The sequence below is a fragment of the Candidatus Bathyarchaeia archaeon genome, assembly GCA_041447175.1.
Lineage (GTDB): Archaea > Thermoproteota > Bathyarchaeia > Bathyarchaeales > Bathycorpusculaceae > JADGNF01.
Genome location: CP166960.1, coordinates 1,468,159 through 1,483,680, shown reverse-complemented (window position 1 = coordinate 1,483,680; position 15,522 = coordinate 1,468,159). Strand labels below are relative to the sequence as shown.

General features: G+C 44.2%; 10 protein-coding genes. 8 read left to right on the top strand and 2 right to left on the bottom strand.

Going from position 1 to position 15,522, the window contains the following annotated elements; translation table 11 throughout:
• Positions 1 to 115 precede the first annotated feature (115 nt).
• From ACBZ72_07700 to wecB, 7 genes are all read left to right on the top strand, one after another.
• Positions 116 to 1,375 (top strand): hypothetical protein, encoded by a 1,260-nt coding sequence (locus tag ACBZ72_07700; protein XES76063.1) that lies wholly within the window; start codon positions 116 to 118, stop codon positions 1,373 to 1,375.
• Positions 1,372 to 2,589, top strand: a complete 1,218-nt coding sequence (locus ACBZ72_07695) for an alkaline phosphatase family protein (GenBank protein ID XES76062.1) — start codon at positions 1,372 to 1,374, stop codon at positions 2,587 to 2,589. The genes ACBZ72_07700 and ACBZ72_07695 overlap by 4 nt, the downstream gene beginning before the upstream one ends.
• Before the next feature lie 72 nt (positions 2,590 to 2,661).
• The gene (locus ACBZ72_07690) at positions 2,662 to 3,606 is read left to right on the top strand and encodes a carbohydrate kinase family protein (protein ID XES76061.1); all 945 of its coding nucleotides are present in this window, start codon (positions 2,662 to 2,664) and stop codon (positions 3,604 to 3,606) included.
• 350 nt (positions 3,607 to 3,956) lie between these two features.
• A complete protein-coding gene (locus ACBZ72_07685) occupies positions 3,957 to 6,506 on the top strand; it encodes a LamG-like jellyroll fold domain-containing protein (protein XES76060.1) in 2,550 nt (849 codons plus the stop codon).
• A 144-nt stretch (positions 6,507 to 6,650) separates the two neighbouring features.
• Positions 6,651 to 6,734 carry a hypothetical protein gene (locus ACBZ72_07680; GenBank protein XES78666.1) on the top strand — a complete coding sequence of 28 codons (84 nt, stop codon included), beginning with the start codon at positions 6,651 to 6,653 and terminating at the stop codon, positions 6,732 to 6,734.
• A 103-nt stretch (positions 6,735 to 6,837) separates the two neighbouring features.
• Complete coding sequence (locus tag ACBZ72_07675; protein ID XES76059.1) at positions 6,838 to 7,089, top strand: hypothetical protein; 252 nt, start codon at positions 6,838 to 6,840, stop codon at positions 7,087 to 7,089.
• A gap of 663 nt (positions 7,090 to 7,752) precedes the next feature.
• Positions 7,753 to 8,832, top strand: coding sequence for a non-hydrolyzing UDP-N-acetylglucosamine 2-epimerase (wecB, locus tag ACBZ72_07670; protein ID XES76058.1), 1,080 nt, complete (start codon positions 7,753 to 7,755; stop codon positions 8,830 to 8,832).
• A gap of 29 nt (positions 8,833 to 8,861) precedes the next feature.
• Here the strand turns inward: wecB and ACBZ72_07665 are convergent, their stop codons facing one another.
• Positions 8,862 to 9,656, bottom strand: coding sequence for a TrmB family transcriptional regulator (locus ACBZ72_07665; GenBank protein XES76057.1), 795 nt, complete (start codon positions 9,654 to 9,656; stop codon positions 8,862 to 8,864).
• Positions 9,657 to 9,942: 286 nt separating this feature from the next.
• Between ACBZ72_07665 and ACBZ72_07660 the strand changes: the two genes are divergently transcribed.
• Entirely contained in the window at positions 9,943 to 12,552 is a 2,610-nt protein-coding gene (locus tag ACBZ72_07660; protein XES76056.1) for a PQQ-binding-like beta-propeller repeat protein, read from the top strand.
• Between the two features lie 451 nt (positions 12,553 to 13,003).
• Here the strand turns inward: ACBZ72_07660 and ACBZ72_07655 are convergent, their stop codons facing one another.
• The gene (locus tag ACBZ72_07655; GenBank protein XES76055.1) at positions 13,004 to 15,418 is read right to left on the bottom strand and encodes a hypothetical protein; all 2,415 of its coding nucleotides are present in this window, start codon (positions 15,416 to 15,418) and stop codon (positions 13,004 to 13,006) included.
• Positions 15,419 to 15,522 lie beyond the last annotated feature (104 nt).

Sequence of the window (15,522 nt, the reverse complement as noted above, 5' to 3'; positions counted from 1 at the left end):
CGACGAGTTACCGCTTAAACTCCCCACGATAAAAAGTTACCAACACCGCGTGCTGCCTAATTTATTAGGCGCAACTTAGAAATAGATTTAACTTATGGTCGGGTAAATGGAAATAATGAATATCCTTAAACAAAACATCGATTGGTCCGCAACTGGGTATACTGACATAAAAACTGTGTCTCAGATTAATGTTGTGTTGAGCCACAATCTTCGGGTATTAAGTCAATATGTGCTCAAGACCTTGCCGAACGTTGTAAGTATATACCTAACCGGTGGGTATGCATCATCCAAGGGTACTGTTGCAGTAAACGGTCCTGACGTTGAGTTAATAAGCGATTATGATCTTGTTGTGGTTACAAATGGTTGGGCGTCCTTGCCTAATTTAGATCCTTCTTTGTTAACGAACCTAAAAAATGTTTATAGTATGTCCGGTCACCCTGTGTATGAGTTCTTCGTTTGGAACATTCATGAGTTACATGATTTACCTGTGACAAAATTTCTTTATGATTTTCAGTTGTCACAGTGCATTTATGGTCCCGATATAAAATGCTTACTTCCTAAGTTTAACTCGCAAGATATTCCTGTGGTGGATGGATTACGCTTGCTTTTCAATAGAGTTTTTGGTGCCCTGATTCCTTTTTCGCCTTGTTCAACATCCCTTGGACTGCATCATAGCGAGAAACGTCATCTGACTTTTGAAGCAATGAAACTTGCCCTTGGGGCTTTTGACGCCTTACTAATTTCAGAAAGTGTATATTCTATTTCCCCAACTGAATCTTTTCAAGCCTTTCAAAAAATAATTGCTAAGCGTTTTCCAGATAATGAATTGGAACCTTCCGTTTTTGAGTTTGTTAAGCAGGCAGCCTCATATAAACTCAAGCCTAGCAGCGAAGTAGAGCAAGCTGCAGTAGATTTGTGGTTCAGATCAAGAGATTTGGCTGAGCTTTCTTTCGCGGTATCTTTGGAACGACTTTATCATATGAAAGCGACAAATATTGATGATATGATCCTGAGCTTCGTTGAACAATGTCCTCATCCATTGACCTATAATTTCGGTACAGTGCATAATTTTTGGAATAATACCAAATGCTGGCCCAATCATAAGATGTTTTACAAGAAACCAACTTGTGCATTTTTGGCAGCACGTCTTTATCTACTTTTTTCTGTAAATCGTGATGGAACCTTGAATCAAGATATGTTAAATACTGCTTGTCGAGTTCTTTACACGCATACTGGTCTAAATTTCAGGAAAGGTTCTTCGATTAATATTTGGGAGCAACTAAAGCAGTATGTTTTGAAAAATACTTTCGATCCATTTAGTTTGCGTTTTTCTTTTCAAAAACAAATATCCCGTTTTATTGAGGCACGACTATGACTGGCGCTTCGAAATCAGTTACAGTGGCAATATTGATAGATGCCTTTCGATATGATATGCTCGGTAAAGATACGCCTTTTCTCTCAAAGATGGCTGAAAAAGGGGTGACTGGACGGCTAGTGCCGCCACTAGGTTACTGTCTCCACCCTACTTGGTTTGCTGGGCTTTACCCTGAAAAGTCGGACAAGTTTCTTCTTCACATATATTCGCCGCAAACTTCACCGTATAAACGAATGAAACTGCTCTCATTTTTAGAACGGCGCAACAAACTTACGAGGGTATTGGGTGGCTTTTTAGGAAATCACGTGTTCCATCTTCCTGGATTTGCTTCCTACATCCCGCAATCATCATTGAAAAATTTCGATATCGCCGAGAAGCTTCCACCTTGGGATCCACAATTTCTTCCAGAGGTTGAAACGTTATTTGACATATTCGAGAAAAACAATGTACGCTGGTTATTCATAGGGAGTCCTGGTTCAGATCAACGAACCGATAGAATAGTTGCTAAATTTCAAAAAGAGGTGGTCAAAAAGCCTGCTTTTGTTTGGCTTCATTTTGCAGAGGTCGACTGGTTTTGTCATTCTTTTGGTCCTTCATCTCTACAAAGCAAACATGCACTGACCGGTGTCGATATCGCTGTCGAAAAAATCTTTTCTCATTTGCTACAGGTATATGATGAAGTGAATATGGTTGTATTCGGCGATCATGGACATGTGCCTGTGAGTTATACAGTCGATATTGAAAAAATTCTGAGAAAAACATCTTTGCGTTTAAACGATGATTATGTATATTTTCTTGATTCAACAATTGCACGTTTTTGGGTGAAAAATGAACAAGTTCAGAATGAACTCGAACGTATCCTTTCGGATTTAACGTCTGGCCACCTATTATCAACGCAATATTTAAAAGAACAAAACTGCAATTTCACGAACTTAAGTCATGGTCAAATATTTTGGGCTGTAAACGAAGGTTATGTCATTCTTCCAAACTTCTGGCAGGGCGGTGCCGAAGTGCGGGGCATGCATGGGTATCTCCCCGATGTTAAAGATAATCATTCTCGCTTTGTAATTTCCGGGCCTAAAGTACGCAAAATCGGTACCGTTGCTAAAAATTGTGCCTTAGTTGATTTGTTCCCAACATTTCTTGATTTGATGAATCTTCCGATACCTTCTTCTAGTGCAGGTACTAGTATTCTCCGTTACGGCGTTATGTGACCTTTTTTTATAGCTTAGCTATAACATCGGAATTCAGATTAGTTTTAAATTGGTGTTTAGAGTTTTTTCATTATGAATCAGGCTAAAAAAATTGACTGCGTTGTACTGGGCGATGTTTTTTTTGATATCATGATTAGACAAGACCCCTTAAAACTAAGTTTGATTAAAGGGGGAACGAGTTATGTCCCGATGAAGATTGAACCTGGAGGTATTGGCAATATAGCTGTTGGATTGAAAAGGTTGGGCGGGCAGGCTACATTAATTGGCAAGGCTGGAAAAGACACCTTTGGCTTTTGTTACCAAGACAACTTGCTGAGTGAGGGTGTAAACGTTAAATTGATTTTCGATAAGTTTATTCCAACTGGCATAATAACAACTTTTGTTGCGGAAGATGGTGAAAGGTCTTTTTTGGTTTCAAGAGGCGCAAATGACTTCCTATCTCCAGAAGATGTAGAAAAACATAAATTGTGTATACAAAGTGCAAAATGTATTCTACTGACTGGTTATTCTTTAGTTACTGCTCTTCAAGAGTCTGCTATATTTAAGGCAGTGGATATTGCTAAATCCTTCAATGTCAAAATAATTTTTGATATTGCTGCTCATAATTTGGTGACTGAAAAAAGGGCTTCTTTCGAAAAACTAGTTGATTCTTGTGATGTCCTTACTTTGAATTATGATGAAGCTAAAGCTTTAACAAATCAAGCTGATTTGTCGTCGATAGCAAAAACTGTTTGTCACAGAGTTCCTTTAGTTGCTCTTAGACTGGGTAGAGCTGGGTGTCTTATGGTGACGCCACAGAGAACCTTCAAGTGTGCTGCAAATGTTGTTCAATGCGTTGATTCTACTGGGGCCGGTGATGCGTTCGTTTCTGCATTAATTTACGGTTTGTCCAAAAAATTTAGTATAGAACAACTTGCAAAATTAGGGAATTGGTATGCTTCATATTGCGTTAAAAATTTGGGTTCCAGATCTTTTCCAAACCGTGCCGAGATAGTCACGTTTTTTTCCTCTCTATAATTTTTCGGGCAACTTTTCTCTTGTGGTTAGTTCAGTCTTAGGCCAAATATCGCAAATCTTAAATGCATCGCTTGGTGAAAACATAAAAATGGCTTATTAATTTGGAGGAGAGTTGGTGGCTACATGTTTAACGTTAAAAATGTGCTATTAGCTTCAGGGTACACTGCTTCACTTTTGCCCACTTTTCATCTTAGTGTGACTAATTTCGAAAAGAGTATAACCGTAAAACAATTGTTGCTTACTGCCCAGTTCTTTGACCGCTATGTTGATCAAACTCTCTTGCTTTGTTATACAGTGTCTTGCTTTTTACTTCGTAAACTATGTCGATCGCTTTTTGATGAGGTATTCTAGTGGAACATTCATCCCTATTACATGCTTCTATTTGTGTATTGACTATTACGCTCTTTTTAGGCTTGTTTAGTGGTGTGCTTGTTGCGGGTCGAGACTCGTATTTGTTAGATTTTAACAATTGTGTAATGGCTTTTAATTCAGATGTGACTTTTTCCCAAACTCCCCAAAAAGGTGTTTCCTCGGAAAACCATCTGGTTGGATTCTGGTCTTTTAATGAAGGCGCAGGCTCAACGGCCTCTGATTATAGTGGAAATAATAATACTGGAACCCTTTCAATACCTGCGCCCTTATGGGTTAATGGAGCATACGGTAAAGCTTTGGATTTTGATGGTTTAACAAATTATGTTGATTGTGGGTCGTCAGCGGATTTAAGTTTGGCTGCTCCGTTTACTTTGATGGCTTGGGTGTATAGAAGTGAAAAAACTAATGGCACTGGCCAAATAATTACAAAAGACTGGAACTATAAGCTTTTCTGTAATCAAAATTCCAAGATTACTTTTCAATTCCGAGATCAAACCGGTAACGCTTGGAGATCGCTGACCTCAAACACTACGATACCTGCTTCATGGACATTGGTGTCTTTAACTTGCGAATCTTCTGGAGAAAATACCTTTGTTAGTATGTATTTCAATAATACCCTAGTGGCTTCTGACCTTATGTTAGGCACTCCTTCCTCTTCTTCAGCAAGTTTTAGAATTGGGGCAAATCAAGAGGGACGGGAACACTTCGCGGGTAGTCTTGACAATATATGTGTTTACAGCAACTATGTTTTATCATCAAGTGATCTCGCTACGATCTGTCTTATGGGGCCATATGCGCATCCAGACCCTGTTTCTTATGCGAACTATTACAACTTAACCAACTCTGTTACTGGCGATACGATGTTAATTTATATGAGTAACATTTTGGCTGGAAATAATACACCACTTGTTACCTGTACCAGTTTCTTTGTAAATGATCGTTTAACTTTTACAGCTAACGATAGTGCAGTAGTGAATGTGTGGACAAATCTTGGTAAGCCTACTTTTACCACGGGTGTTTGGAATGCTGATAATTGTACTACAACTTTAATGCTTGATTCTTCTTCTATCTCAGAGCTAAATTGGAAAACCTACACTATAACGACTTTGACAGATGTGTACTCAAGTGTTATGCCCTCAAATATGACGCTTGATTATTCTGGGTGTCAAACTTTCAGCTTTAACGTTTCGTCAGGCTATCGTTTTGATGTTTCAATTGACGGTGTTTCACTGGGTCAGATTTATAACTATACTTTTACTAATGTGACGGCACCGCACATAGTTAACGTGTCTTCAACTAAGCTTTTCACGATTTCAGCCTCTGCTGGCGGAAATGGCTCCATCACGCCATCTGGGTCTGTCGTCATTAACAGTGGCCAGTTTCAAACTTTTACCTTCACGGCAAACGAAGGCTACCACGTCAACAAAATGCTTGTGGATAACGCTTCACAAAACGTCACCGACTCCTACACCTTCAATAACGTGACTAAAAACCACACGATAGACGTATCTTTCGCCATAAACACATACAACATCACGGCTCTAACGGATGAGCATTCCGTAATTATGCCTGGAAACATCTCCGTCAATTATGGTGAGGCTCAACTTTTCAACATAACCTCCGATTCAGGCTTTGTTAGCCATGTCTACGCGGATGATGTCGATCAAGGTAACTTAACGTCGTTTAACTTCGCCAACGTGCAAGAAAATCATATCCTCTCCGTAATATCAGACCCCATCGTTCCCATAGAAACCTCTTCTACTGCGCCAAGTCCAAGTGCATCAGCAAGCTTATCCTCTTCTCCTGTGGCTTCTCAAACGCCGCAAACCTCCAATTCACCCCTACCTTTGCAAACACAGCAGCCCACAGCCACTCCAGCTGCGGACAGCAGCAGTTTTCCGACCATGACGGTGCTGATAGCTGTGGCAGCTGTAACGGCGATAGTTGCCTTTTTTGGTTTATCTTTCAAGAAAGGCTACATAACTATCGAAACCGTCGACGACGCAGACAATAGCGAAGCTGGTTCTGGACAGGACAAATTCAAACCCGTCGCATATGCTGGTAACTATCGAAGCAGCTACCAGATGGAAAAGGTGATGGCTACGCTTAGGTTGATGGACGAAAACATAACCGAAAACGCCATAAATACCTCTGGAAAAACTTTTTCTATCTGTGTTGATGGCATTTACGTTAAAGATAGCAAGATTTTGCTTTTGAAGCGCAACGTAGAACCATTTAAAGGCTACTGGCATGTTGCTGGGGGACATGTGGAAGAAAACGAATCTCTTCAAGACGCTTTGAAGCGGGAGTTCAAAGAAGAAACGGGATTAGACGTGAAAGTTGGAAAGATTGTTGGCTGGCGGATTGAAGAAACCCCTGATCGCATAAAGATAATTTTGGCTTTTGAGGTGACCTCCGCTGAAGGGGAAATTAAACTAAACTCGGAACATACTGAATTCAGCTGGTTTAATACAATACCCCTGAATTCCGTTTATGATTACTCCAAATACCTCAGGAAAATCGTTTAACCCCCTCATCAGCACACCTCCTTTTTGTTGCTCTTACTGGATTAGGCGCCAAAGCCGGTAACCTCTCGCCAAAGTGTCTGACTAAGCCAGGTTTGCCTTCTAAACAATGCCTGACCAACTTTCTAAGACAACAGCGCTTTCGACATGTACGGTGGACCCGTGACCGCGGGCAACGGAAATCTTTACGCTGCAACTTTTGGTGGGCACCTCTACTGCTGTGACATGTAAACAGGTAGCCTGCAAGTCCACTTCTTCGGAGGAAGCGCAGGAGAAGAAACACCCTTGCGGCGAATACCCCTACCGATACGACCTTTTGATGGGCTGACGGCAAATGCTATATAAAAACAAGCGAGCACTCCCCAATAGCCCCCTGTTCCGAGGCAAAAAATTGACGCTGTCGACGCAACTGTATGTGTCCTTTGTCTGGACGATGAACTGCTGGTTCGGTCCCTCCGCTATTGTAGACGGTTATATGGTAAAAGACAACTGCTACGACAACCGAATCTACTGTTTTGGCAAAGGACAACAGCGATTACAGCAACCCAGCAACCCCGGTGTAGGGAACTCAATAACTGTGCAATGAACGATGACAGACAAGTTCCAGGCACAAAAGACACCCCTGCTATCTCCGATGTATACATGAGTGAATGGCTGGAGACTTTATGAGCAGCAAATAATACCCCGCTGATGCCACAGGCGTACCCGTAGCAATCTGCGTTACAGGTCCAACGGCAACACCCAAACCTTCCAGACAACAAGCGACTTAATGGGTCACATCGCAGCCTCTTGGACGCCTACAGTGCAAGGCTCGTACACAATCATCGCTTCATTCGTGTGGCTCCAGGTCATACTGCGGTTCAGTTGCAGAAACAAGCATTTCAGCCGGAGCTTCAACTACGCCTTCAGGTCAAGTAACAACGTCACCAAATCCAAGTGCAGTTGCGAACCTTGGAAGTCAATCAATTGTTCCAACCTACATAGTCGCAGCCCGTAGCTTCAGTGATAATCGTCGCAGTTATAGCAGCATTACTTATACGCAGACGTAGCTAACCCGTAAGAGACAAGATATTTACTCTATTTCTTTTTATGCAAAATATTTTTCTGCATATCCACACAGGTACAATAACAATTAATTTACGACAACTGTGTTATGCTATTGTGGAGTCAGTCCTATGTAGCAATAGCGTTTTAAGGCTTAAATCAATACCAGTTAATTGCACCTGAACAACTAAGGAACTTAGTACTCTTGAAAACTGCCATCATCTTGGGGACACGACCGGAAATAGTGAAGTGTTCCCCTTTAATCCGCGAATTCCAAAAACTCAACCTAAACTACTTCATTTTGCACACTGGTCAACACTATTCATACAACATGGACAATGTCTTCTTCGAACAACTGAAGCTACCTCAAGCCAAATACAACCTTGATGTCGGCTCCAGCTCAAACGGAAAACAAACTGGCGAAATGCTCATAGGCATCGAAAAAGTCCTCCAAAAGGAGTCTCCGAATGTGGTGCTGGTTCAAGGTGACACCAACACTGTTCTTGCCGGTGCAATATCCGCCGTGAAACTTAAAATCAAAGTTGGGCACATCGAAGCAGGCTTGCGTAGCTACGACCGCAGTATGCCCGAAGAAACAAACCGTGTTTTGACTGACCACTGCTCGGATTTTCTGTTTGCTCCAACCGAGAAGTCTAAACGGATTCTTCTGCATGAGGGCATTTCTGGCAACCGGGTTTTCATGGTCGGCAACACCGTGGTGGACGCGGTTTTTCAAAATATGAACATAGCCGAATCGCACAAGCAACTTCTCAGTCAGCTGGGCATCCCAGCTGACGGCTACGTTTTGGCAACTTCACATCGGCAGGAAAACGTTGATGACAAAACCCGTTTTAGCCAATTAATTCGTGGGCTTCAGTTGGTGCAAAAGGAGCTTGGGCTTCCTCTTATTTACCCGATTCATCCGCGCGCAAAAAAGCAACTGGAACTGTTTGGCATTGACGTTAGTGGGCTTACGTTGGTTGAGCCTTTGGATTATTTGGCGTTTCTGCAGCTGGAAAGCAAAGCTAAATTGGTTTTGACTGATTCAGGTGGGGTTCAGGAGGAGGCTTGCATTCTGAGGGTTCCTTGTGTTACGTTGAGGGAAAACACTGAGCGCCCTGAGACCTTAGATGTGGGGGCAAACATGTTAGCAGGCACTGACCCTGAGCGTATTCTTGAAGCTTCAAAGGCGATGCTTTCTGTAGAGCGGGCTTGGGTTAACCCGTTTGGTGACGGCACGGCAGGCCAAAGGATAATTAAAATACTTTTAGACAAACTTACCTAGCAAATTGACTTGTGTCTCTAACTGACCTGTTAGTCTGCGCTTCTCCATTTGTTTTCAAAGTAGGTCTTAACTATAGCCACGAAACATTCGTTATTTGACCACAAGGCTGACACGCCGTCCAAATTATCTTCAGACGGGATCAAAACCGTCGCTTGTTTTTTATCAAATACGAAAACGCCTGCATCAACCGGCAGTGTTAAGCATTTAACTTCAAAGAACGAATTTTCAGCAAGCGCCTGAGCTATCTTGAAGGCAGACTGTGCGAAGTTGCTTTCCGTAGCAATTTGAATTTTTACTCCCCTGTCTAATGCTTCCTTATAGTCTTCCCCAAATTCTAGAACAGTGTCGACAAAACCATTTTTCGTCGTAACTGCTTCTAAACTAATTTTTGTTTCTTGAAGCATTTTTCTCAGTTTGTGGGTGATGACTTCCTTTCCTGGAATTAAACTGAAAAATGCTTTTTCTTTTGCTGCACAAACCTTGCAGGGTTTGCTGCGTAAACTTAGGGCAATAGCCTCTGCTTTTGTTTTTAGTTCAAAAACCTGTGTTTGTTTGCGCTTTATCAGCATCGGTATTATTATGTCGGGTGAGGTAGCTCGGTAAACGGCTGGTAAATCAACTTCTTTCTCAATCAAGCATTTATGCTCCAACGACTGCAATGTGGGATATAGATTTGCCCTGTGAATGCTGGTAATTTCAGAAATTACTCCAATCTTTGAGGGACCACTCTGTACAAGAGTTAAGTACACTTTGGCTTCCGAAATAGTGAGCCCTAGCTCTACCAACGTTGCAGTGTTTCCATCAAGGGACGGAATAGCTTTCATGCTTCTCTCTCCTTCTCTCCATTCCCCGTTTTGGTGGCCTGCTGAATCCTACCAAACTGAAGGTGTATTTTAATCTCTCCATCGACATCCATATTAAATTTTCTTTAACGAATGCGCGGCAGCTTAATAGCCTATAAACTAAGGCTAACAGCGCTCCAATCCGTTGGTTTCGTGAGGCTTTTTATGGGTGGCCCTTTTGGGTGGCAGTATGTGTATGTCATACATTACACTCTTTTAAAAGGGAACACCTTGAAACGTACTTCTACGCAATTAAGGAGATAAGAAAATGAAACCCAATAAGAATAAACTTATTTCAGCTGTCCTGTTGACTCTTCTGCTGACTTTATGTACTCTTACCGTCTTGCCCGCTGTCAACGCACACGATCCCGCTTGGAATATCCCAACCTACGCCTACATCACTGCCTCACCAAACCCCGTTGGAATTGGTCAAACCTTAGCCGTGAGCTTCTGGCTTAACCCCTTGTCACCCACCGCAAACGGAATATACGGCGACAACTGGGTATTCAACGTCGAAGTCACCGACCCAACTGGAACAACCAAAAACCTAGGTGAATTCACCTCCAACCCCACCGCTTGGGCATACACTTCCTTTGTTCCCGACATGGTGGGCACATACACCTTTAAAATGACCTTTGCAGGCCAAAAGCTGGTTAATGCTAACCCTCCGCCAATTCCCTCGTTGTACAGCACTAGCCCCTTCATTGGCGACTACTATGAACCCAGCTCAAGCACCGTTTCAGTAGTTGTGCAGCAGCAACCCGTAACCTCCCTACCTCAAACTCCCCTCCCAGACGGATACTGGCAACGACCAATTAACGCACAAAACCACGACTGGTACCAAATCGCTGGTAACTGGCTTTACGGAACATATAACTCAACAAGCAACTTTAACCCCTACTCCAAAGCTCCCAACACCCCACACATTGTTTGGACCAAACCGCTAATGTTCGGCGGTCAAATCGGCGGAGAATACGGCGGCGACACCATGACCAACTACTACACAGGCAAACTCTACGAAGGCGCATTCACGCCGCCAATCATAATGAACGGCGTCCTCTACTACAACGAAGGTCAAGCCACCGCCCCACGAGAAGGCTTCTACGCTGTGGACCTGCGCACCGGCGAAACACTCTGGTGGCAAAACAGCACGGGGCCAATCCAAATCGGCAGCCAAACCTCAGCACACATCGGCGGAACTGACATAGCTTGGGAGTATCCAATATTGAAATTTGGGCAAATCTACAATTACTACTCGCCTAACCAGCAGGGTGCCATTCCGTACCTATGGGAGAACTATGTATCACAGGAACCTGCAACCTACCAGTACACAATGGGCAACGGCACCGTGTATTCGTTCTCTTCGCCAAAAGGCTCCAACGTCTGGCAAATGCTTGATGCCTTCACTGGAAACTACATCTGCAGCTTAGCAAACGTGCCTTCAGGTTCAATAATGTACGGCGACGACGGATCTATACTAGTCTACTCACTTAATACTGCACAAAAGACCCTTACGCTCTGGAACTCAAGCAAAGCGTTAGAGTACCCAAATAACAACTTGGATCACCTGTCAACTGGTGAAGCCTTCTACTGGATGTGGAGGCCTCCAGTTGGACGCACAGTGAACGCAATAAACGGATACGAATGGACTGTAACCCTTCCCCAAGTCTATTCAGGTCAAGTACTCTCTATCGTTAGTTCTGAAGTGATAGTTTCAACCACAGGGAATATGCAGGTACCGCAGAACTGGCAGATGGAAATCGGCTACAACGCAAAGACAGGCGAACAAATGTGGGTCCAGAACCGAACCCTACCCGCAGGGTCCACCTCATACGCCTTAATGGGCTTAATATCCAACGGAGTGTACGGTGAGTTCCACCTTGGCTCAATGGAGTGGTGCGGTTTCAGTGCATACACCGGCGAACAAGTCTGGGGGCCATCCAAAGCCTACCCGAACGCATGGGGCTCTCAACCATCAACCCCGCCGAAATATGAAACCAACGCCTACGGCAACATCTACCAACTTTGCATGGACGGCATCCACTGTGTTAGTTTGACAGACGGCACAAACCTGTGGAACTTTGAAGCACAATCCAGCGGCGTCGAAACAAGCACCCCAACATATCCCTTCATGCAGTCCGCTATGGTTGTAGCTGACAACAAAGTCTTCGCCGCATCGAGCATCCAATACGGTGACCCACTCTACAGAGGAGCAGAACTTTACGCAATCAACGCGCAAACTGGACAAAAAATCTGGAGCATAGACGGTTTCTTCACTTCCGGTATGGCAGTTGCAGAAGGCTACTTGGTGGGCTTTAACGGATACGACAACCAAATCTACTGTTTCGGTAAAGGGCAATCAGCCACAACCGTTTCAGCAGTACCTGGCGTAGGAAATGCAGTTACAATCCAAGGTACCGTAACTGACCAGTCGCCAGGAGAAACCTGTTTAGGCATACCTGCAGCAGGCACCGCCGCTATAGCTGACGAATTCATGAGTGACTGGATGGCTTACCTCTATGAACAGCAACCTATGCCTCAGAACGCCCGCGGAGTACCAGTGACACTTTACGCCACAGGCCCAGACGGAAGCACCGAAACAATAGGAACAACAACCACCGACACATCAGGTCACTACGTAGTCTCATGGACCCCCGCCCAAAAAGGCACCTACACAATCACAGCATGCTTCGATGGAACCGAATCGTACTTTGCATCAACAGGTGAAACAGGCATCGCAGTAGATTTGACTTCAACTTCACCAACAACCACAACTAACACCGCAAACAGTCTCCCTGCAGAAGCCTTCTACGCAGTCTCAGTAGTCTTAATCGCGCTGATAATTGTTGTCGCCGTCCTGATTGTCAGGAAAAAATAAACAACCCATTTTTTCTTTTCCTTTTCTTTTTCATTTAATCCGACATGCGTGCCAATGGCCAGAGTGGATTCAACCGCCGCACAGTCTGTGTTGTTCATATTCGTTCACGGCAAAAACGACGATAAACATACCTCAATTGCATCTGTCGCTTATAGCCTCGCAATACTTGGGGACTGGATAGCGAGTGAAACTGCAGACACAGCAAAAGTTTCAGCAAAGAGCAGCTTCTCTTCATACGTGTTTGAACGAGCTGAGAAACTGCTTTGGAGAACTAAGCTCCTTCAGGTGCTATAACTTACAATTTTTTGGGGTTTGGTTTGTGGGTTTGCTGGGGCTCTGGAACGTTGGAGAGAGACGACCAACGAGCAAAGTTGGAAATCATTTCCAGAGCCTTCTCAGCCCCATGTTAACTGCCTTTTCCAAAAAGAAAAATGGGGAAGGATTTGATTGCTTATTTTTTTCTTCTAAGGGCAATTGCTGCTAGAGCAATTACGACGACAACTACTGCTACGCTTATGGCAACGTATGTCGTTGTGGAAGTGCTGCTGGTTGGTTGTGGAACTTGGGTGGGCAATGGAGAAGCGGACTGTATTGCTGTTGGCGTCGGATTTATGGCTGGAGTTGGCGTTGGTGCCACTGCTGGTTGTGCGGAAGCAGTTATGCCTACTCGTGTTTCGGCGTATGAGCTATAGTATGAATCAGAACCCTCAAACGAAGCAACGACTGTGTATAAGCCTTCATCTGAAGGAGTCCATAGCATGCCAAAGGTTCCTGATGAGTCGCTTCTGGTAGTGCCTATGTTGATGGTGTTGTTGCGTGAATCGATTGCGGTGAGACGTACTTCTACGCCTGCTGCGTCGGTTGGCATTGGAGCGTTTTCGTAAAGGTAAGCCATCCATTCGCTCATGCTTTTGTCAGCTATTGCGGGTGTTCCGGGTTGTCCTGCGGACTGGTCAGTTACGGTGCCTTCTATTAGTATGCTAGAGCCTTTGGCTGCGACCTTGGGTGATGCTGAAACTTGTGTAGCTGATTGTCCCATGCCAAACATGTACAGGCAGCCGTCTTGCATGTTTTGATACCATAACATGCCTGATGATATGCCGTCGCCGAAGCCTACGTGTGCAAATGTGAAGGTTGAGAATCCTGGGTATTTCCATACGAGTTCTCCTGTGAAGGCGTCAATGCAGTAGAGGCAGTATCCCATTGGGTAAGGTTGAGGAGGTGTATGTTCGCCCGTGGCTGAGTAGAGTTTTCCGTCAGCAACGACGATGTTGCCCCAGAATGGATATGTTCCGTATGCGGTGTCTATGGTGTCTCCGCTGTAGTATTTCCATACGAGTTCGCCTGTTGTTGCGTTCCAGCAGTATATGTGGCCGTCCAGCATGCCTTGGTAAACGCATCCGTAACCAGCGGATTGCCCATAAGACTGGAAAGCACCCCAAGGATACGACATGGGTTCACTTTCCCAGACTTGTTTTCCTGTTAAAATGCTTATGGCGTGTACTTTCATGTCTGCGCCTACAAGGTAAACTTTGTCCTCGTAGACACATGTGTAACCTTCAGAGGAAGGAATTCCCAAGTCTTCGCCATCACAGATCAATTCTCCGGTTGTTGCGTTCCACGATTTTATCTTCATGTATGGCGCAGAGGTTCCTGTGAATTTCTGTACAATGATGCCATCTTGCGATATGTAGTTTAGTCCTGCTTGAATCGTCCATTCTGGAGTTAAGTTACCTTGACCCAGTTTGCTGGTTTGGAACATCGACAAATCGCCCCGTTCAGGATAATTTGTCATGTAAATGTTTCCGTTGAAGTATGTTCCTGTTTTCCCAGGCCAATAGAACATTGTTCCACCTGTGAAAGCGTCGATTCGCCATAAGCCGTTTCCAGAGACCCATACGTCAAATGCGCCGTTTTGATCTGGTGTTTGTACGCCGTCTCCGTTCTTGATTATTCCTGAGAGGTCAAGCCAAAGTTGGTATGTGTGGAATGAGCTTGCATAGCTTGCTTCTCTTTCAAGGGTCACTGCGTATATTTCCTCTCCAGTGGCTTGGTCTACACAGTGGAGTATTGGCACATCAGTTATGGTGTCGTTCTGGAACTGGTTGGTTGTGTAGTAAAGCCTGCCTTGAGCAGCAACGTAGTTTGTTATGCCCATGTTAAGTTCAGTGCCGTTGAAGGCTCCGCCAACGGAGTTCCATCCGGATTCCCCGCCGATTAAGCCGCCTGGCACGACCTGTTCTCTCCACAGTATGTGCGGTGTGTTGGGGCCTTTGGTGTAGGGGTTGAATTGGGTCTGTGAAGCATCAAAGCGGGAGTTGTACCATGGTCCAGAAATTTGGTACCATTCCCAGTATTCTGCGTTAATTGGGTATGACCAGTATCCTGTTGGAAGGGGAATATGTTCGGTTTCCTGTATGGATTCGGATTGCACAGTCCATGTGTAAGGTTGGCTTATCGCGCTTTGGTGGGTAGCATCACCTGGGAATTCAAGGACTACACTCCAAGTTCCAAGTTGGTCACATGTGTACCAAAAACTGGCTGTTGCTTCCACTCGTGTTTCAGGGACAACAATGGTTTCGGTGGCGCCATTTGGTTTGGTGATGATGAAGGTTAAGTTTTGGTATGTTGAGCCTGCCCCGACAGATGCCGGAACAATCCATCCGCCTATTGAGCAAGTTTGACCTAGCCCGACGGGGTTTGGTCCTTCGTCAGAGAACGCGTATGTTGGAATAAGATTTTGTTGTGCGCCAACGTTAGTGCTTGTCATTACCGCAGCTGCAACTAAAAGAACTAGCAGAGCAACTGAGAGTACCGTTTTTGTTGTTTTAGTGTTATTTTTGTTTGCAACTATTATTTTAGGCATATTTCTGTTTTCTCCTATTTTTTGTGGCGAAGGAGTTTATTGCAAAAGTGTTTTAAGCCGTGGTGTATGTAAGTTACAACTGCAAGGTGTTAATTCACTCAGGC

Coding starts and splice junctions, on each gene's coding strand:
- ACBZ72_07700 (XES76063.1), top strand. CDS start 116: ATGAATATCCTTAAACAAAACATCGATTGGTCCGCAACTGGGTATACT.
- ACBZ72_07695 (XES76062.1), top strand. CDS start 1,372: ATGACTGGCGCTTCGAAATCAGTTACAGTGGCAATATTGATAGATGCC.
- ACBZ72_07690 (XES76061.1), top strand. CDS start 2,662: ATGAATCAGGCTAAAAAAATTGACTGCGTTGTACTGGGCGATGTTTTT.
- ACBZ72_07680 (XES78666.1), top strand. CDS start 6,651: ATGTACGGTGGACCCGTGACCGCGGGCAACGGAAATCTTTACGCTGCA.
- ACBZ72_07675 (XES76059.1), top strand. CDS start 6,838: ATGCTATATAAAAACAAGCGAGCACTCCCCAATAGCCCCCTGTTCCGA.
- ACBZ72_07665 (XES76057.1), bottom strand. CDS start 9,656: ATGAAAGCTATTCCGTCCCTTGATGGAAACACTGCAACGTTGGTAGAG.
- ACBZ72_07660 (XES76056.1), top strand. CDS start 9,943: ATGAAACCCAATAAGAATAAACTTATTTCAGCTGTCCTGTTGACTCTT.
- ACBZ72_07655 (XES76055.1), bottom strand. CDS start 15,418: ATGCCTAAAATAATAGTTGCAAACAAAAATAACACTAAAACAACAAAA.